This is a genomic window from Flintibacter faecis (assembly GCF_014287875.1).
GTDB lineage: Bacteria > Bacillota > Clostridia > Oscillospirales > Oscillospiraceae > Lawsonibacter > Lawsonibacter faecis_A.
Map to the genome: position 1 here is coordinate 14,055 of NZ_JACOPN010000005.1, position 14,700 is coordinate 28,754.

The 14,700-nt window shown below is 64.2% G+C and carries 14 protein-coding genes; 11 read left to right on the forward strand and 3 right to left on the reverse strand.

What is annotated here, in order from left to right; all coding sequences use genetic code 11:
* The first annotated feature begins 114 nt into the window (after positions 1 to 114).
* From H8S55_RS07960 to H8S55_RS08000, 9 genes are all read left to right on the forward strand, one after another.
* The gene (locus H8S55_RS07960) at positions 115 to 939 is read left to right on the forward strand and encodes a purine-nucleoside phosphorylase (RefSeq protein ID WP_147563594.1); all 825 of its coding nucleotides are present in this window, start codon (positions 115 to 117) and stop codon (positions 937 to 939) included.
* Between the two features lie 27 nt (positions 940 to 966).
* Positions 967 to 2,271, forward strand: a complete 1,305-nt coding sequence (locus tag H8S55_RS07965; RefSeq protein WP_186878547.1) for an amidohydrolase family protein — start codon at positions 967 to 969, stop codon at positions 2,269 to 2,271.
* Positions 2,272 to 2,315: 44 nt separating this feature from the next.
* The gene (locus H8S55_RS07970) at positions 2,316 to 3,983 is read left to right on the forward strand and encodes a putative polysaccharide biosynthesis protein (RefSeq protein ID WP_207721810.1); all 1,668 of its coding nucleotides are present in this window, start codon (positions 2,316 to 2,318) and stop codon (positions 3,981 to 3,983) included.
* 90 nt (positions 3,984 to 4,073) lie between these two features.
* Complete coding sequence (gene mazG, locus H8S55_RS07975) at positions 4,074 to 4,877, forward strand: nucleoside triphosphate pyrophosphohydrolase (protein WP_186878548.1); 804 nt, start codon at positions 4,074 to 4,076, stop codon at positions 4,875 to 4,877.
* A 76-nt stretch (positions 4,878 to 4,953) separates the two neighbouring features.
* The gene (locus tag H8S55_RS07980) at positions 4,954 to 5,247 is read left to right on the forward strand and encodes an HU family DNA-binding protein (protein ID WP_494545935.1); all 294 of its coding nucleotides are present in this window, start codon (positions 4,954 to 4,956) and stop codon (positions 5,245 to 5,247) included.
* Between the two features lie 475 nt (positions 5,248 to 5,722).
* The gene (locus H8S55_RS07985; RefSeq protein WP_186878549.1) at positions 5,723 to 5,965 is read left to right on the forward strand and encodes an RNA-binding S4 domain-containing protein; all 243 of its coding nucleotides are present in this window, start codon (positions 5,723 to 5,725) and stop codon (positions 5,963 to 5,965) included.
* Complete coding sequence (locus tag H8S55_RS07990) at positions 5,962 to 7,110, forward strand: FAD:protein FMN transferase (RefSeq protein ID WP_366467640.1); 1,149 nt, start codon at positions 5,962 to 5,964, stop codon at positions 7,108 to 7,110. Before H8S55_RS07985 ends, H8S55_RS07990 begins: the two co-directional genes overlap by 4 nt.
* Positions 7,107 to 7,484 (forward strand): NusG domain II-containing protein, encoded by a 378-nt coding sequence (locus tag H8S55_RS07995; RefSeq protein ID WP_186878550.1) that lies wholly within the window; start codon positions 7,107 to 7,109, stop codon positions 7,482 to 7,484. Before H8S55_RS07990 ends, H8S55_RS07995 begins: the two co-directional genes overlap by 4 nt.
* Complete coding sequence (locus H8S55_RS08000; protein WP_243200527.1) at positions 7,459 to 7,989, forward strand: Gx transporter family protein; 531 nt, start codon at positions 7,459 to 7,461, stop codon at positions 7,987 to 7,989. The genes H8S55_RS07995 and H8S55_RS08000 overlap by 26 nt, the downstream gene beginning before the upstream one ends.
* 105 nt (positions 7,990 to 8,094) lie before the next feature.
* Here the strand turns inward: H8S55_RS08000 and secG are convergent, their stop codons facing one another.
* The 3 genes from secG to mnmG all read right to left on the reverse strand — a co-directional run bounded on the left by secG (position 8,095) and on the right by mnmG (position 11,273).
* The gene (gene secG / locus H8S55_RS08005; protein ID WP_227147136.1) at positions 8,095 to 8,325 is read right to left on the reverse strand and encodes a preprotein translocase subunit SecG; all 231 of its coding nucleotides are present in this window, start codon (positions 8,323 to 8,325) and stop codon (positions 8,095 to 8,097) included.
* 149 nt (positions 8,326 to 8,474) lie between these two features.
* Positions 8,475 to 9,368: an MBL fold metallo-hydrolase gene (locus tag H8S55_RS08010; RefSeq protein ID WP_147563601.1), complete on the reverse strand. Its 894-nt coding sequence runs from the start codon at positions 9,366 to 9,368 to the stop codon at positions 8,475 to 8,477.
* A gap of 18 nt (positions 9,369 to 9,386) precedes the next feature.
* Positions 9,387 to 11,273, reverse strand: a complete 1,887-nt coding sequence (gene mnmG / locus H8S55_RS08015; protein ID WP_186878551.1) for a tRNA uridine-5-carboxymethylaminomethyl(34) synthesis enzyme MnmG — start codon at positions 11,271 to 11,273, stop codon at positions 9,387 to 9,389.
* Between the two features lie 574 nt (positions 11,274 to 11,847).
* On the opposite strand from mnmG, the gene rpsO reads away from it, so the two are divergent.
* Both rpsO and H8S55_RS08025 read left to right on the forward strand, forming a co-directional pair.
* Positions 11,848 to 12,114 (forward strand): 30S ribosomal protein S15, encoded by a 267-nt coding sequence (rpsO, locus tag H8S55_RS08020; protein WP_147563604.1) that lies wholly within the window; start codon positions 11,848 to 11,850, stop codon positions 12,112 to 12,114.
* Between the two features lie 187 nt (positions 12,115 to 12,301).
* Positions 12,302 to 14,452, forward strand: a complete 2,151-nt coding sequence (locus H8S55_RS08025) for a polyribonucleotide nucleotidyltransferase (protein ID WP_186878552.1) — start codon at positions 12,302 to 12,304, stop codon at positions 14,450 to 14,452.
* Positions 14,453 to 14,700 lie beyond the last annotated feature (248 nt).

Sequence of the window (14,700 nt, forward strand, 5' to 3'; positions counted from 1 at the left end):
CCTGTGATCTCAAAATCGCAGGAACCGTCCCCTTGCTGCTCTGCTTTTGTTGCATTTGCCCCGGCTTTGGTGTAGAATAATGCCACTTAACTTAGCAGAAGGGAGAATCCCCCTATGACCTATACCATGCAGCAGTACGAGGAGAGCGCCCAGGCCATCCGGGCCCGCCTGAACGGCTTTGTTCCCAAGGTGGCCATGGTGCTGGGCTCCGGCCTGGGCTTTTTGGGCGACCAGGTGGAAAACCCCATCGCCATCGACTATCACCACATCCCCCACTTCAAGGCGTCCACCGCCCCCGGCCACAAGGGCCGCCTGGTGTGCGGCATGCTGGACGGCCAGGCCGTGGCCGTGATGCAGGGCCGGATGCACCACTACGAGGGCTACTCCTACGAGGAGGTGTCCTACGCCGTGCGGGTGCTGCGCCTGCTGGGCTGCGACACCCTGGTGGTCACCAACGCCGCCGGCTGCGTCCGCCAGGACTGGCACGCCGGGGAGCTGATGCTCATCACCGACCAGATCAAGATGTTCTCCCCCTCCCCCCTGCGGGGAGAGAATCTGCCCCAGTTTGGCCCCCGCTTCCCCGATGCCTCCCACCTGTACAGCCCCCGGCTGCAGCAGCTGGCCCGTGAGGCCGCCCGGGACCTGGGGCTGACCCTGCGGGAGGGCGTCTACTTCTACTGTTACGGCCCCCAGTACGAGACCCCCGCCGAGATCCGGGCCGCCCGCATCCTGGGGGGCGACGCCGTGGGCATGTCCACCGCACCGGAGGTCATCGTGGCCGCCCACTGCGGCATGGAGGTGCTTGGCCTGACCCTGCTGTCCAACATGGCCGCAGGCATTCTGGATCAGCCCCTGTCCGAGCAGGAGGTGCTGGACGCCGCCGAGGCCGCCCGGGAGACCTTCTCCGGCCTGGTCCGGGCCTGTCTGCCCAAACTCTGATTTCTTTGCCGCTGTTTGGAGGTTTTTATGTCCATTCTCTTTGAACACGTCACCGCCGTGACCATGGACCCCGCCGCCCCTGTGCTCCGCAACGCCTTTGTGCTGGTGGAGGGTACGGCCATTTCTCAGGTGGGCCATACCCGCCCCCAGGGGGCGTTTGACCGGGTGGTGGACTGCACCGGGAAAGTCATGATGCCCGGTCTCATCAACGCCCACACCCACCTGCCCATGACCCTGATGCGGGGCTATGGCGGGGGGCACGATCTGCAGCACTGGCTCAACGACTATATCTTCCCCGCCGAGGACAAGCTGGACAGCGCCAGCGTCCGGGCGGGCACCCTGCTGGCCCTGGCCGAGCTCATCGCCGGGGGCGTGACCTGCGTGGCCGATATGTATTACTTCTGCCCGGACATCGCCCAGGCGGTGGCCGACAGCGGCATCAGCGCCAACATCAGCCGGTCTGTCACCTGCTTCGGCCCGGTGGATGACCCGGAGAATTACTATGCCTGCCGGGAGCTGAACGCCTTCCGGGAGCAGTGGCACGGCTTTGACAGCGGACGCATCCGGGTGGATGCCTCCATCCACGCCGAGTATACCTCCTTCGCCGCCCCCAACATGTGGGAGTATCTGGGCCGCTATGCCGCCGACCACAAGCTGGGGATGCAGGTCCACCTGTCCGAGACCCGGTCAGAGCATCTGGAATGCATGGCCCGCCACGCCGGCAAGACCCCCTTCGCCGTGCTGGACGACTATGGCGTGTGGCAAAACGGCGGCGTGGCCGCCCACTGCGTGTGGGTCAGCCAGGATGACATGGAGGGCATGGTCCGCCGGGGGGTCACCGCAGTCCACAACCCCGTGTCCAATTTAAAGCTGGCCTCCGGCGTGGCCCCGGTGCCCCGGCTGCTCCGGGCCGGGGTGAACGTGGCCCTGGGCACCGACGGGGTGGCCTCCAACAACAGCCACGGTATGTTCGAGGAGATCAAGCTGGCCGCCCTGCTCCACAAGGGGGTCTCCCGGGACCCCACGGCGGTGTCCGCCCGCCAGGCCCTGGAGATGGCCACCATCAACGGGGCGCGCGCCCTGGGCCGGAACACCGGCTGCATCGCCCCCGGGCTGGATGCCGACCTCATTCTGGTGGACTTCACCCACCCCGGCCTGACCCCCTGCCACGACCCAGAGGAGAATCTGGTCTTTTCCGCCCACGGCAGCGACGTGGTCATGAATATGGCCCGGGGCAAGGTCATATATGAAAACGGAGCCTTCCTCACCCTGGACCTGGAGGACATCCGGGCCCAGCTGGAGGGCTATGCCCTGCCCCGCATCTTCGGCTGACAGCCGCCAAACGCGCCGGTTCTCCGGCGGAAGGAGAGATATCCATGGCCCAACGTGATCCGGCCCCCAGGCGGGTGGCCCAGACGCAGAAGCAGAACAGCTTCTTCGGCGGCGCGGCGATCTTAGCCGCCGGCATTCTCATCGTCAAGCTCATCGGCATGTTCTATAAGATCCCCCTCATCAACATCATCGGCGAGGCGGGGGCTGCCGACTTTAACAACGCCTATAATATCTATGCCGTGCTGCTCACCGTGTCCACGGCGGGTCTGCCCGTGGCCGTGTCCAAGCTGGTCAGCGAGGCCAACGCCCTGGACCGGCGCAACCAGGTCCGGCGGACCTTCCGCCTGGCGCTGGTGCTGTTTCTCGCCCTGGGACTTGTCTCCTTCCTGGTGATGTTCTTCCGGGCGGACGCCCTGGCCGGGATGATGAACGACTCCAAGGCCGCCGCCGGCATCCGGGCCCTGGCCCCCGCCGTGGTGTGCGTGGGCTGTCTGGCCGCCCTGCGGGGCTATTCCCAGGGCCACAGCAACATGGCCCCCACCTCCGTCTCCCAGATCATCGAGGCCCTGTGCAAGCTGGTGGTGGGCCTGGGGCTGGCCTTCTGGCTGGTGAAGCAGGGCAAGGACCCGGACGTGGCCGCCGCCGGTGCCATCACTGGCGTCACCGTGGGCACCGTGGTGGCCCTGGCGTATATGGTGCTGGACTTTCTCCTGTCCCGTGGCCGGGAGGACACCCGGGGCACCGACCGGCCGGACAGCGCCGGGAGCATCCTGGCCAATATCCTGAAGATCGCCGTGCCCATCACCCTCAGTTCGTCCATGGTGGGCATCGTCACCGTGATCGACTCCTCCCTGGTGCAGGGCCAGCTGCAAAGCGCCCTGGACCTGACGGAGCAGGCCAGCCGCACCCTGTACGGCAACTACTCCGGCGCCCTGAACATCTATAACCTGCCCACCTCCCTTATGGCGGCCATCACCGCATCCGTCATTCCGGCGGTGTCCGCCGCTCTGGCCCGGCGGGACCGGCGGGGGGCGGCCCGGATCACCGGCTCGGCCCTGCGCATCACCGCCCTGCTGTCCTTCCCCATGGGGGTGGGCCTGTTCGTGCTGGGCACCCCCATCATCCGCCTGCTGTTCCCCAAGCTGAACGTGGCGGTGGCCGGCCCCCTGCTGTCCACCCTGGGCATCGCCACCCCCTTTGTGTGCATGGTGCTGGTGTGCAACTCGGTGCTCCAGGCCCACGGCTTTATCAACCTGCCCGTCATCGTCATGGTGCTGGGGGGCATCGTGAAGATCGTGAACAACTATAATTTGGTGGGGGCCATCGGCATCGCCGGAGCCCCCGTGGGCAACATTCTCTGCTTCGGTCTGGCCCTGGTGCTGGACCTGGTGGTCATCACCCGGGTCATCCCCAACCGGCCCCGGCTGCTGCCCATCTTTGCAAAGCCCGCCATCGCCTCCGCCGTCATGGGCGGGGCGGCCTGGGCAGTATACGGTCTGCTCTCCCGCATCCTGTCCTCCGAGCAGGTGGACCAGGCGGGGCAGACCGTCCGGGCGGTCAGCCGCATGGGCAACGCCGCCGGCATCCTCCTGGCCATCGCCGTGGCCGGGGTGGTCTATCTGGTGCTGGTCATCGCCCTGCGGGCCATTTCCCGGGACGACCTGGCCCTGATGCCCAAGGGGGATAAGCTGGCCCGACTGCTGCGCCTGTAACAAACAAACGGAGCCGTGGAAGCAAAAAACCACGGTTCCCCGATGTTTGTCCACAAAAAACCAAAAATCTCTTGATAAGGAAGCGAAACTGTGGTAGATTTTGAATGTAAGCCCCGCTACGACATCCAGGACCTGCTCCGCATCATGGAGCTGCTGCGCAGTCCCGACGGCTGCCCCTGGGACCGGGCCCAGACCCACCAGTCCATCCGCCGGAACATGCTGGAGGAGGCCTATGAGGCCGCCGAGGCCATTGACGAAAACGACCCTGTCCACCTGAAGGAGGAGCTTGGCGACGTACTGCTTCAGGTGGTCTTTCACGCCAGAATGGCCCAGGAGGCCGGCTGGTTCGACTTTGACGACGTGGTAAACGGCGTGGCCCAGAAGCTGGTCTTCCGCCACCCCTATGTCTTTGGGGACGGCCAGGCGGCGGATGCCGACGGGGCCCTGAACGCCTGGGAGCGCCAAAAGCGGCAGGAGAAGGACCAGCGCACCACCGCTGACGCTTTAAACGCTGTGGCCCGCTCCCTGCCCGCCCTGATGCGGGCGGAAAAGATCCAGGAAAAGGCCCGGAAGGCGGGCTTTGACTGGGACTGCATCGGCCCCATGCTGGACAAAATAACCGAGGAGGCCCAGGAGCTGCGCCAGGCGGTGGACGAGCACAGCAACATCGAGGAGGAGCTGGGCGACCTGCTCTTCGTCACCGCCAAGGCCGGGCGCTTTTTGGGCCTGGACAACGAGCTGGCCCTCCATGCCGCCTGCGAAAAATTCATCCGCCGCTTCCGCACCGTGGAGCAGCTGGCGGACAAGCCCCTGGATCAGCTGGATGTGCCCGCTCTGGAGGCCCTGTGGCGGCAGGCCAAGGCCCGTGAGCGCCAGGAACAGCCCCAGGGCTGAAACTTACGACACTTAGAATTCTCCCTTCGGGCGGATGATAAGTATATTCACGACATGCGCCCCGGCGCTGTCTCACATGCACAGGAGGAAAACGACTATGAATAAGACTGAACTCATTGCCGCTGTCGCCGAGAAGGCGGAGCTTTCCAAGAAGGACGCTGAGGCCGCTATCACCGCCATGGTGGATGCCATCACCGGTGCGCTGAGCCAGGAGGAGAAGGTCCAGCTGGTGGGCTTTGGCTCTTTCGAGGTGAAGGTCCGTGCCGAGCGCCTGGGCCGCAACCCCAAGACCAAGGAGGAGATCCACATCCCCGCCTCCAAGACCCCCGTGTTCAAGGCCGGCAAGGCCCTGAAGGATGCCGTAAAGTAATCAAAAAACACAAAACGGGGACGCAGAGAGCGCGTTCCCGTTTTTGTATTTTGGGACGGGGGAGACGGATTGCCACGTCAGGGCTGCGCCCTTCCTCGCAATGACAAGGGTCGAGGGCCTGTCATTGCGAGGAGCGCAGCGACGCGGCAATCCGTACCCCAAGCCTTCCCCCTCCCAGGGGGCCGATTCCCCTTGTCAAGGGGAAATGTCCCGAAGGGACAAAAGGGATAGGGAAGGTGCCCCCGCAGGGGGCGGATGGGGGTGGGTATCGTCAATGCGGTGGTCATCGTGGGCGGACACAGAGGTCCGCCCCTACGGCATGTTACGATGGCTCTTGTAGGGGCGGACCTCCGTGTCCGCCCGTCGTTGGCGTATGCACCCCCGTGGTCCCCCTCATCCGTCATGGCTACGCCATGCCACCTTCCCCCCTGTGGGGGGAAGGCTTTGATATGCACAACAGAAAGGAGCAACGAACATGCGACTGGACAAATGGTTAAAGGTCTCCCGGCTCATCAAGCGCCGCACGGTGGCCAACGAGGCCTGCGACAACGCCCGGGTGACGGCCAACGGCCGACCGGTGAAGGCCAGCTATGACGTGAAGGTGGGCGACGTGCTGGAGCTGCGCTTCGGCGAGCGCACCGTGAGGGTAGAGGTGCTGGTGGTGGCGGACAACGTGGGCAAGAACGATGCCGCCGCCATGTATCAGGAGGTGCTGTGAGCCGCCCCCGCCGTTTTGCGGCTCTGGCCGTTCTGACGGCCCTGCTGCTGACCCTGCCCGGCTGCGGCAGGCAGACGGTACAGGAGTCCGCCCAGGTGCTGACCATGGACACGGTGATGACCCTCACCGTCTATGGCACGGACAAGGCCGCCTGTCAGGCCGTGCTGCGGGATGGGGAGGACATGCTCTATGATTGGAACCGGCACCTGTCCGCCACCGGATCAGCCGACAGCGACGTCTATGCCCTGAACCACGCGGAGGGCCGGCCCGTCCCCCTGGGGGAGGATACGGCCCAGCTGCTGGGCCGTGCCCTGGACTTGTGCGCCCTGACGGACGGGGCGCTGGATGTCACCGCCTACTCCGCCGTGGAGGCCTGGGGCTTTCCCGGAAACAACGACTATCGGGTGCCGGCTCAGGCCGAACTGGATGCGCTGGCGGCCAAGATCGACTATACCCGGGTGAAGCTGGACCGGGACTCCGGTCAGGCCAGCCTGCCCGACGGCATGGAGCTGGACTTAGGCGCAGTGGCCAAGGGCTGGGCGGGGGACCAGCTTGCCCGGCTGGTGCGGGAGACCGAGGGGGTGGACGGGGCCCTGTTGAATCTGGGCCAGAGCACCATCCAGACCGTGGGGGCCAAGCCGGACGGCTCGGCCTGGCGCATCGGCATCCAGGACCCCCTGGGGGAGGGCACCGCTCTGGCCGAGCTGACGCAGCAGGCTGCCCGGACCGGCGATGCCTCCCAGGCCCCCGCCATCCAGACGGAGCAGGGCAGCTATCTGGGGGTGCTGGAGCTCACCGACCGGGCCATGAGCACCTCCGGGGGCTATCAGCGCTGCTTTGTCCAGGATGATGAGATCTACTGGCATATCCTGGACCCCAAAACCGCCGCCCCCGCCCGGTCCGGTCTGGCCTCCGTCACCGTGGTGGCGGACAGCGGCCTTTTGTGCGACGGCCTGTCCACCGCCCTGTTCGTCATGGGCCTGGACCGGGGCGTTCAGTTCTGGCAGACCTGGCGGGACCACAAAGACGTGAGCTTTGACTGCATCTTCATCACTGACGACGGCTCCGTCTACCTCACCCCAGGCCTGGCGGATGCGTTCACCCTGGCCGACGGCCAGAGCCGGGAGGTGACCGTGCTGTCATGAAGCGGCCTGTCAAGCTCACTCTGGCGGCCCTGATCCTGGTCTGCGCCGGGTCTGTCGCCTGGCTGCTCCTGGCCCCCGGCCGGACGGACCACCCGGTGGCTGTGATCACCCTGGATGGGGAGGTTTTAGACGAGATCGACCTGACGCAGGTGCAGGAGCCCTACTCCTTCACCGTCACGGGGAAGGACGGCCTGACCAACACGGTCCTGGTGGAACCGGGGCGCATCCGGGTGGAGAAGGCCGACTGCCCCGACCAGATCTGCGTCCACCAGGGCTATATCTCCGACGGCAGCCAGCCCATCGTCTGCCTGCCCAACCGGCTCATCATTCAGATCCAGGGGGGAGGGGATGCCCTTGATGCCGCAGCGGGATGACAAACAGCAAAGCGGCACGGCCCGCCTGACCCGGCTGGCCCTGCTCACCGCCATCGCCCTGACCATCTTTATGGTGGAGGCCCAGCTGCCCGTGCTGGTGCCCATCCAGGGGGTGAAGCTGGGCCTGGCCAACATCGTCACGGTGTACGCCGTCTTTGCCCTGGGGCCGGGGGATGCCCTGCTCATCCTCCTCAGCCGGGTGTTTCTGGGGGCGGTGTTCTCCGGCCAGATGATGACCCTGTTCTATTCCCTGGGGGGCGGACTGCTGGCCTGGCTTGTCATGTGCCTGCTCCGCCCGGTTTTCCACAGGGAACACCTGTGGCTGTGCAGTCCCGTGGCCGCCCTGTTTCACAACCTGGGCCAGCTGCTGGTGGCCGCCGCCATCATGGAGACCTGGGCCGTGCTGGCCTATCTGCCCTATCTGGCCCTGTCCGGGGTCATCACCGGCCTGTTCACCGGAGCGTGCGCCCAGCTGCTGATCGGCAGATTGGAAAAGCTGCATTAAAAAACTTTCCACAATTCTCCCGGGAATTGTGGAAAGTTTTTCTGTTTTCTCTGTTTTTGGACAGGAAAATGCCCCGTCCGGCCGGACGGGGCATTTTGGCGCATATTACTGAATGACACACAGGGCCAGGGTGAGGATCACCCACAGGATGGCCACCCACTTGGTAGCCTTGGCCAGCTTGGCGTCCATGGTCTTGGCCTTGTTCTTGGACAGGAAGGTATCTGCCATGCCGGAGATGGCGCCGGACAGACCGGCGCTCTTGCCGGACTGGAGCATGACGATGGCCACCAGGACCAGAGAACACAGTACCTGAATCACCGTGATTACCAGATTCATTGCTTTCATCGTTCCTTTCAAAGCCCTGTGGGCCGGTTATTGCAAAGCCCGTCCAGACATCTGGACGCAGTTTAAAGCATACCACAGTTTTTTCCCCGGCGCAAGCCCTTATCCAGGAAAATTCCGCTCCCGGGGCTGTTTTTGTGGGGTCAAGGCCGGTAAAACCGGCTGATGCCCCGGCTGGACATCACGTCCAGCAGCCCCTCGTCCTGCAGAAACTCCAGAAACAGGCGGATGTTCCGCTCGAACCGCAGGGCCCGGGTGGGCTTTTTGGTGTAGAGCTGATAGTGGGCGCACACGGCGTGGGTGATCTCGCACATGGCCATGGGCCGGGTGATCATCTCTAAGATCTCCCCCGCCCGCTGCTGGATCAGGGCCAGGTTGTCGTCGATGAGGGGCAGAAACTCCTCCCGGGAGCAGATATCCCGGTGGGCGATGATATACTTGTCACACTTCAGGGGCCGCAGCCGCTCCCGGCTCTGGTTGGCCTCGGCGTGGTTTAAGTTATAGGGCAGCTTAGAGCCCATAAATTCCCGGCTGAGCATGGCATCCCCGGTGTAGCACACATTGTCCGGCGTGACGGTGGAGATGTGGCCGGGGGAATGGCCCGGGGTGGGGATGATGCGAAAATCCGCCCCGGCAAAGTGGAAGCTGCCCTCCGTCTCCGGGATGAGCACGTCCGGGGTGTGGATCATCACGCCCGCCTCCCGCTCCACCGTCTGGGGGGACAGGTTGAGAAAATAGCACTTCAGCGTGGTGACCGAGCGGCACATGCCCGCCTCGCCGGCAGTGAGGGCCACGGGGATGTGATACTTCTCCTGAAAATACCGGTTGTTTCCGCAGTGGTCCACATGGGCGTGGGAGCACAGGATGCCCACGGGCTCTAAGTCGTTTTTCAGCAGCGTCTGCTCCAGGGCCTCCCCCTCGCTTTTCAGGCCGGTGTCCAGCAGGATCACATGGCGCTCGTCCAGCTTGTAAAAGGGGATCAGGCCCATGGCCTCCACCACCCAGGTGTTTCCCTTCACCTGTGTCAGTCCCATCATGTCCGTCTCTCCTCCTCTTTAGTGGGTGGCATTCTCTGCCTGCTTGAGATAGATCATCAGCACGGCCACGTCCGCCGGGGACACGCCGGACACCCGGCTGGCCTGGCCCAGATTGCGGGGGCGGATGTCCTGCAGCTTCTGCCGGGCCTCCATGCGCAGGCCGTGGATGGACAGATAGTCCATGTCCCGGGGCAGGACCCGGTCCTCCAGGCGGCGCATCTCCTCCACCTGGCGCAGCTGGCGGTCAATATACCCGGCATATTTGATGGTGATCTCCGCCTCCCTCGCCACGGCGGGGTCCAGGGCGGGACGGTCCGGGTCAAAGGGGGCCAGGGCGGCATAGCTCAGCCGGGGGCGGCGGATGAGGTCGGCCAGCCGGGCCCCGTTCTTTACCTCGGTCTCCCCGCAGCCCTCCAGCAGGGCATCCAGCGCGGGGGAGGGGGCCACGCCGGTGTGCTCCAACCGGCGCACCTCCCGGTCGGCGGCCTGATATTTGGCCAGCGTCTTTTCATACTGCTCCTTGGACACCAGACCCAGCTCATAGCCGATGGGGGTCAGGCGGCGGTCGGCGTTGTCCTGGCGGTGGAGCAGGCGGTACTCCGTGCGGGAGGTCATCATGCGGTAGGGCTCGTTGGTGCCCTTGGTCACCAGGTCGTCCACCAGCACGCCGATGTAGCCCTGATCCCGGCGCAGGATCATGGGGGGCCGGCCCAGCAGCTTTAAGGCCGCATTCACCCCGGCCACAAAGCCCTGCACCGCCGCCTCCTCATAGCCGGAGGAGCCGTTGAACTGCCCCGCTCCGTACAGGCCGGGGACCACCTTGCTCTCCAGCGTGGGCTGCAGCTGGGTGGGGTCCACGCAGTCATACTCGATGGCATAGGCGCAGCGGGTCATCTCCGCATGCTCCAGCCCCGGGACGGTGTGGAGCATCTCCACCTGCACCTGCTCGGGCATGGAGGAGGAGAAGCCCTGGATATACAGCTCCTCGGTGTTCAAGCCCATGGGCTCGATAAACAGCTGGTGGCGCTCTTTATCCGGGAAGCGGACGATCTTGGTCTCGATGGACGGGCAGTACCGGGGGCCCACCCCCTCGATGGTACCGTCGTACAGGGGGGAGCGGGCCAGGTTCTCCCGGATGATCCGGTGGGTGTCGGCATTGGTATAGGTGAGCCAGCACACCGCCCGGTTCTCCGGCGGGGTCCGGGTCTGAAAGGAGAAGGCCAGCCCCTCGTCCTCCCCGGGCTGCAGCTCCATTTTGGAAAAGTCCACGCTGCGGGCGTTCACCCGGGGGGGCGTGCCCGTTTTAAAGCGGCGGATGGACAGTCCCAGCTCCACCAGCCGCCGGGTGAGGGGCAGGGCGGCGGCCAGCCCGTCAGGGCCGGAGTCCCGCACCACGTCCCCCACGATGGTCCGCCCCCCCAGATAGGTCCCCGTGGCGATCACGGCGGCCCGCACGGTATACTCCGCCCCGGTGTGGGTGACCACGGCGGACACCGCACCCTGCCCGTCGGTGCGGAGATCCACCACCTCCGCCTGTTTCACCCACAGGTTCTCCTGCAGCTCCAGGGTGTGCTTCATCACCTGCTGATAGGCCCGGCGGTCGGCCTGGGCCCGCAGGGACCACACGGCGGGGCCCTTGCCCCGGTTCAGCAGCCGGTATTGGATGCAGGCCTTGTCTGCCGCCCGGCCCATCTCGCCCCCCAGGGCATCCAGCTCCCGCACCAGATGGCCCTTCCCCGTGCCGCCGATGGCGGGGTTGCAGGGCATATTGCCCACTGCGTCCAGGTTCACGGTGAAGCACAGGGTACGCAGTCCCATGCGGGCGCAGGCCAGGGCGGCCTCGATGCCCGCATGTCCTGCGCCCACCACGGCCACGTCAAATTGTCCGGCAAAGTAAGTGTTCATACGCATCGTATCCTCTTTCGGAGTCTCAAGGGGCAAAGTCCCCCATGCTGCTGCTATTTTACCACGTCTGTCCCGCCGGGGCAAGTGCGCCCGGCGCTGCCCCCGCCCTTCCGTATAACTTTCACAATTCTTCCTTTTATTTTCACACTCTGTTTCACTAGTGTGCAGATATGCAGGGGCTGTTTTTTCTGGCATACTGAAAAATACCTTTCGGAAAAGGGTATCCTGTGCAGCAAAACTTAATACGGATTGCCGCGTCGCTTCGCTCCTCGCAACGAGAGATACCAAAGGCTTCTGCACCGTCGATCCGGCGCGGGAACCAATCTGCTGTCATTGCGAGGAGGGCATCGCCCGACGCGGCAATCCGTTTTTCACCCATCCCCCGGAATTTCCACGAAATTGTGTTTTTTCCCTTTACAGCCGGGCAGAATTATGATATAGTAGCCCAGCATGATAATTGCGTTTTCATGCCCACTCTCCTCGTTGCGGGACACGGCCCGGGCAACAGTCCGGGGCTTCACCCACCTGCTACGCGGAAGATCGGGCAAACAAACATGAAAGGTGGAAATTTCCCATGATCCGTAAGGACGAAAAGACGGCCGTTATCCTGGCCAACCGCACCCACGAGAACGACACTGGCTCCCCCGAGGTCCAGATCGCCATCCTGTCCGCCCGCATTGCCGAGCTGACCGAGCACCTGAAGGTGCACATCCACGACAACCACAGCCGCCGCGGTCTGTACAAGATGATCGGTAAGCGCCGCAAGCTGCTGGATTATCTGATGGACAAGGATATCGAGCGTTACCGTGCCATCATCGCCAAGCTGGGCATCCGTAAGTAAGTTTTGTGTCTCATAGGGCAGCGCGCCTATCGTGCTGCCCTATGTTCACATCCTGCGCCATTTTACCACCGCCGGAGCGACCCGCTTTTTTAGCAGTTGGACCTGGACCGCAGCCCGCCCTGCGGCCCGGCTCCAAGTGCTAAAGGGTCGGCGCGCTCCGGTGGACCACCGGAAAAGGAGTGTTTTTATGTCGACTATTATCAAGCACAAGCAGTTCCCCAAGAACAAGAAGTGGACCATGGACCTGTGCGGCCGTCCCCTGACCATCGAGGTGGGCAAGGTGGCCGAGCTGGCCAACGCCGCCGCCATGGTCACCTATGGCGAGACCACCGTGATGGTGGCCGTCACCGTGGCCCCCCGTCCCCGTGACGGCGTGGACTTCTTCCCCCTGTCCGTGGACTTCGAGGAGAAGCTGTACGCCGTGGGCCGCATCCCCGGCTCCTTCATGCGCCGTGAGGGCCGCCCCTCTCTGCCCGCCGTGCTGGCCAGCCGCCTGATCGACCGGCCCATGCGCCCCCTGTTCCCCTATGACTTCCGCAACGACGTGTGCATCACCTGCACCGTGATGAGCGTGGATCACGACTGCTCCCCCGAGGTGGCCGCCATGATCGGCGCTTCCGCCTGCGTCAGCTATTCCGAGATCCCCTTCGCCGGCCCCATCGGCTGCCTGGAGGTGGGCTATGTGGACGGCCAGATCGTGCTCAACCCCAACCAGGAGCAGCGCAAGACCTCCCGCATGGATGTCACCGTGGCCGCTACCCGGGAGAAGGTGGTCATGATCGAGGCCGGTGCTGACGAGATCCCCGACGAGATCATGTACGCCGGCATCGTGAAGGCCCACGAGGAGATCCGCAAGCAGATCGACCTCATCGACCAGATCGTCGCCGAGATCGGCAAGCCCAAGATGGAGTACGAGCACGCCCAGTTCAATCAGGAGCTGTTCGACAAGATCACCACCGAGTTCATGGACGAGGCCAAGGCCGCCATGGACACCGACGACAAGAACGTGCGCGAGGAGCGCTGGAACGCCATGATCGACCACTGGCACGAGAAGTATCTGGAGGAGTATCCCGATATGGATCAGTACCTGGAGGAGTTCACCTATAAGTTCCAGAAGAAGATCGTCAAGGCCTGGCTGCTGGAGGGTCACCGGGTAGACGGCCGTGCCAAGAACGAGATCCGTCCTCTGGCCGCCGAGGTTGGCGTGCTGCCCCGGGTCCACGGCTCCGGCCTGTTCACCCGCGGCCAGACCCAGGTCCTGTCCGTGGCTACCCTGAACACCCTGTCCGCCTGCCAGAAGCTGGACACCATCTGGGAAGAGGAAGAGAAGCGCTATATGCACCACTACAACTTCCCCCCCTACTCCGTGGGCGAGGCCAAGGCCCCCCGTTCCACCAACCGCCGTGAGTACGGCCACGGCGCTCTGGCCGAGCGGGCTCTGGTGCCCGTGCTGCCCAGCGTGGACGAGTTCCCCTACGCCATCCGCGTGGTCAGCGAGGTGCTGTCCTCCAACGGTTCCACCTCTCAGGGCTCCATCTGCGGCTCCACCCTGGCTCTGATGGACGCCGGCGTGCCCATCAAGGCCCCCGTGGCCGGCATCTCCTGCGGCCTGATCCAGGACGACGACGGCTCCTTCCAGACCTTCATCGACATCCAGGGCGTGGAGGACTTCCACGGCGAGATGGACTTTAAGGTGGCCGGCACCAAGTCCGGCATCACCGCCATCCAGATGGACCTGAAGAACGACGGTCTGACCCACGAGATCATCAAGGAGGCCCTGGAGATCACCCGGGATGCCCGCTTCGCCATCCTGGACGAGGTCATGCTGCCCTGCATCTCCGCCCCCCGGGCCGAGGTCAGCCGCTTCGCCCCCAAGATGATCACCATGAAGATCGAGCCCGACCGCATCCGTGAGGTCATCGGCAAGGGCGGCTCCGTCATCCAGAAGATCACCGCCGAGTCCGGCGCCCAGATCGACATCGAGGACGACGGCACCATCCACATCGCCTCCCCCGATGCCGCCAGCTGCGACACCGCCAAGAAGATGATCGAGACCATCGTCTTCGTCCCCGAGGTGGGCGGCCTGTACTACGGCAAGGTGGTCCGCATCCTTCAGTTCGGCGCCTTTGTGGAGCTGGCCCCCGGCAAGGACGGCATGGTCCACATCTCCAAGCTGGCTGACCGCCGGGTGGAGAAGGTGGAGGACGTGGTGAACATCGGCGACATGATCTGGGTCAAGGTCACCGACATCGATGACAAGGGCCGTGTCAACCTGTCCTACAAGGATGCCCTGAAAGAGATCAAGGCAAAGAAAGAGGCCGGCGAGCCCATCAAGTAAGAGCTCCCCTTAGAGAAACCAAATCCCGGAAGAGCAGTGCTCTTCCGGGATTTTCAGCGTGTCGATAAACCCTTTTCTGTCATTCCGAGGAGCGCAGCGACGTGGGAATCCGTAACTCAAAAACCGAAAATATGCTGATAACCATGGCTTTTTGAAACGGATTGCCACGTCGGCCCGTTGGGCCTCCTCGCAATGACAGGCTTTTTTGACAGTCTCCAAATCCCGGAAGAGCTTCAACTGCTCTTCCG

Bases quoted from the DNA above. Each gene is read 5' to 3' on its own strand.
- H8S55_RS07960 (WP_147563594.1), top strand. From the start codon at position 115: ATGACCTATACCATGCAGCAGTACGAGGAGAGCGCCCAGGCCATCCGG.
- H8S55_RS07965 (WP_186878547.1), top strand. From the start codon at position 967: ATGTCCATTCTCTTTGAACACGTCACCGCCGTGACCATGGACCCCGCC.
- H8S55_RS07970 (WP_207721810.1), top strand. From the start codon at position 2,316: ATGGCCCAACGTGATCCGGCCCCCAGGCGGGTGGCCCAGACGCAGAAG.
- H8S55_RS07980 (WP_494545935.1), top strand. From the start codon at position 4,954: ATGCACAGGAGGAAAACGACTATGAATAAGACTGAACTCATTGCCGCT.
- H8S55_RS07985 (WP_186878549.1), top strand. From the start codon at position 5,723: ATGCGACTGGACAAATGGTTAAAGGTCTCCCGGCTCATCAAGCGCCGC.
- H8S55_RS07995 (WP_186878550.1), top strand. From the start codon at position 7,107: ATGAAGCGGCCTGTCAAGCTCACTCTGGCGGCCCTGATCCTGGTCTGC.
- H8S55_RS08000 (WP_243200527.1), top strand. From the start codon at position 7,459: ATGCCCTTGATGCCGCAGCGGGATGACAAACAGCAAAGCGGCACGGCC.
- secG (WP_227147136.1), bottom strand. From the start codon at position 8,325: ATGAATCTGGTAATCACGGTGATTCAGGTACTGTGTTCTCTGGTCCTG.
- H8S55_RS08010 (WP_147563601.1), bottom strand. From the start codon at position 9,368: ATGATGGGACTGACACAGGTGAAGGGAAACACCTGGGTGGTGGAGGCC.
- mnmG (WP_186878551.1), bottom strand. From the start codon at position 11,273: ATGAACACTTACTTTGCCGGACAATTTGACGTGGCCGTGGTGGGCGCA.
- rpsO (WP_147563604.1), top strand. From the start codon at position 11,848: ATGATCCGTAAGGACGAAAAGACGGCCGTTATCCTGGCCAACCGCACC.
- H8S55_RS08025 (WP_186878552.1), top strand. From the start codon at position 12,302: ATGTCGACTATTATCAAGCACAAGCAGTTCCCCAAGAACAAGAAGTGG.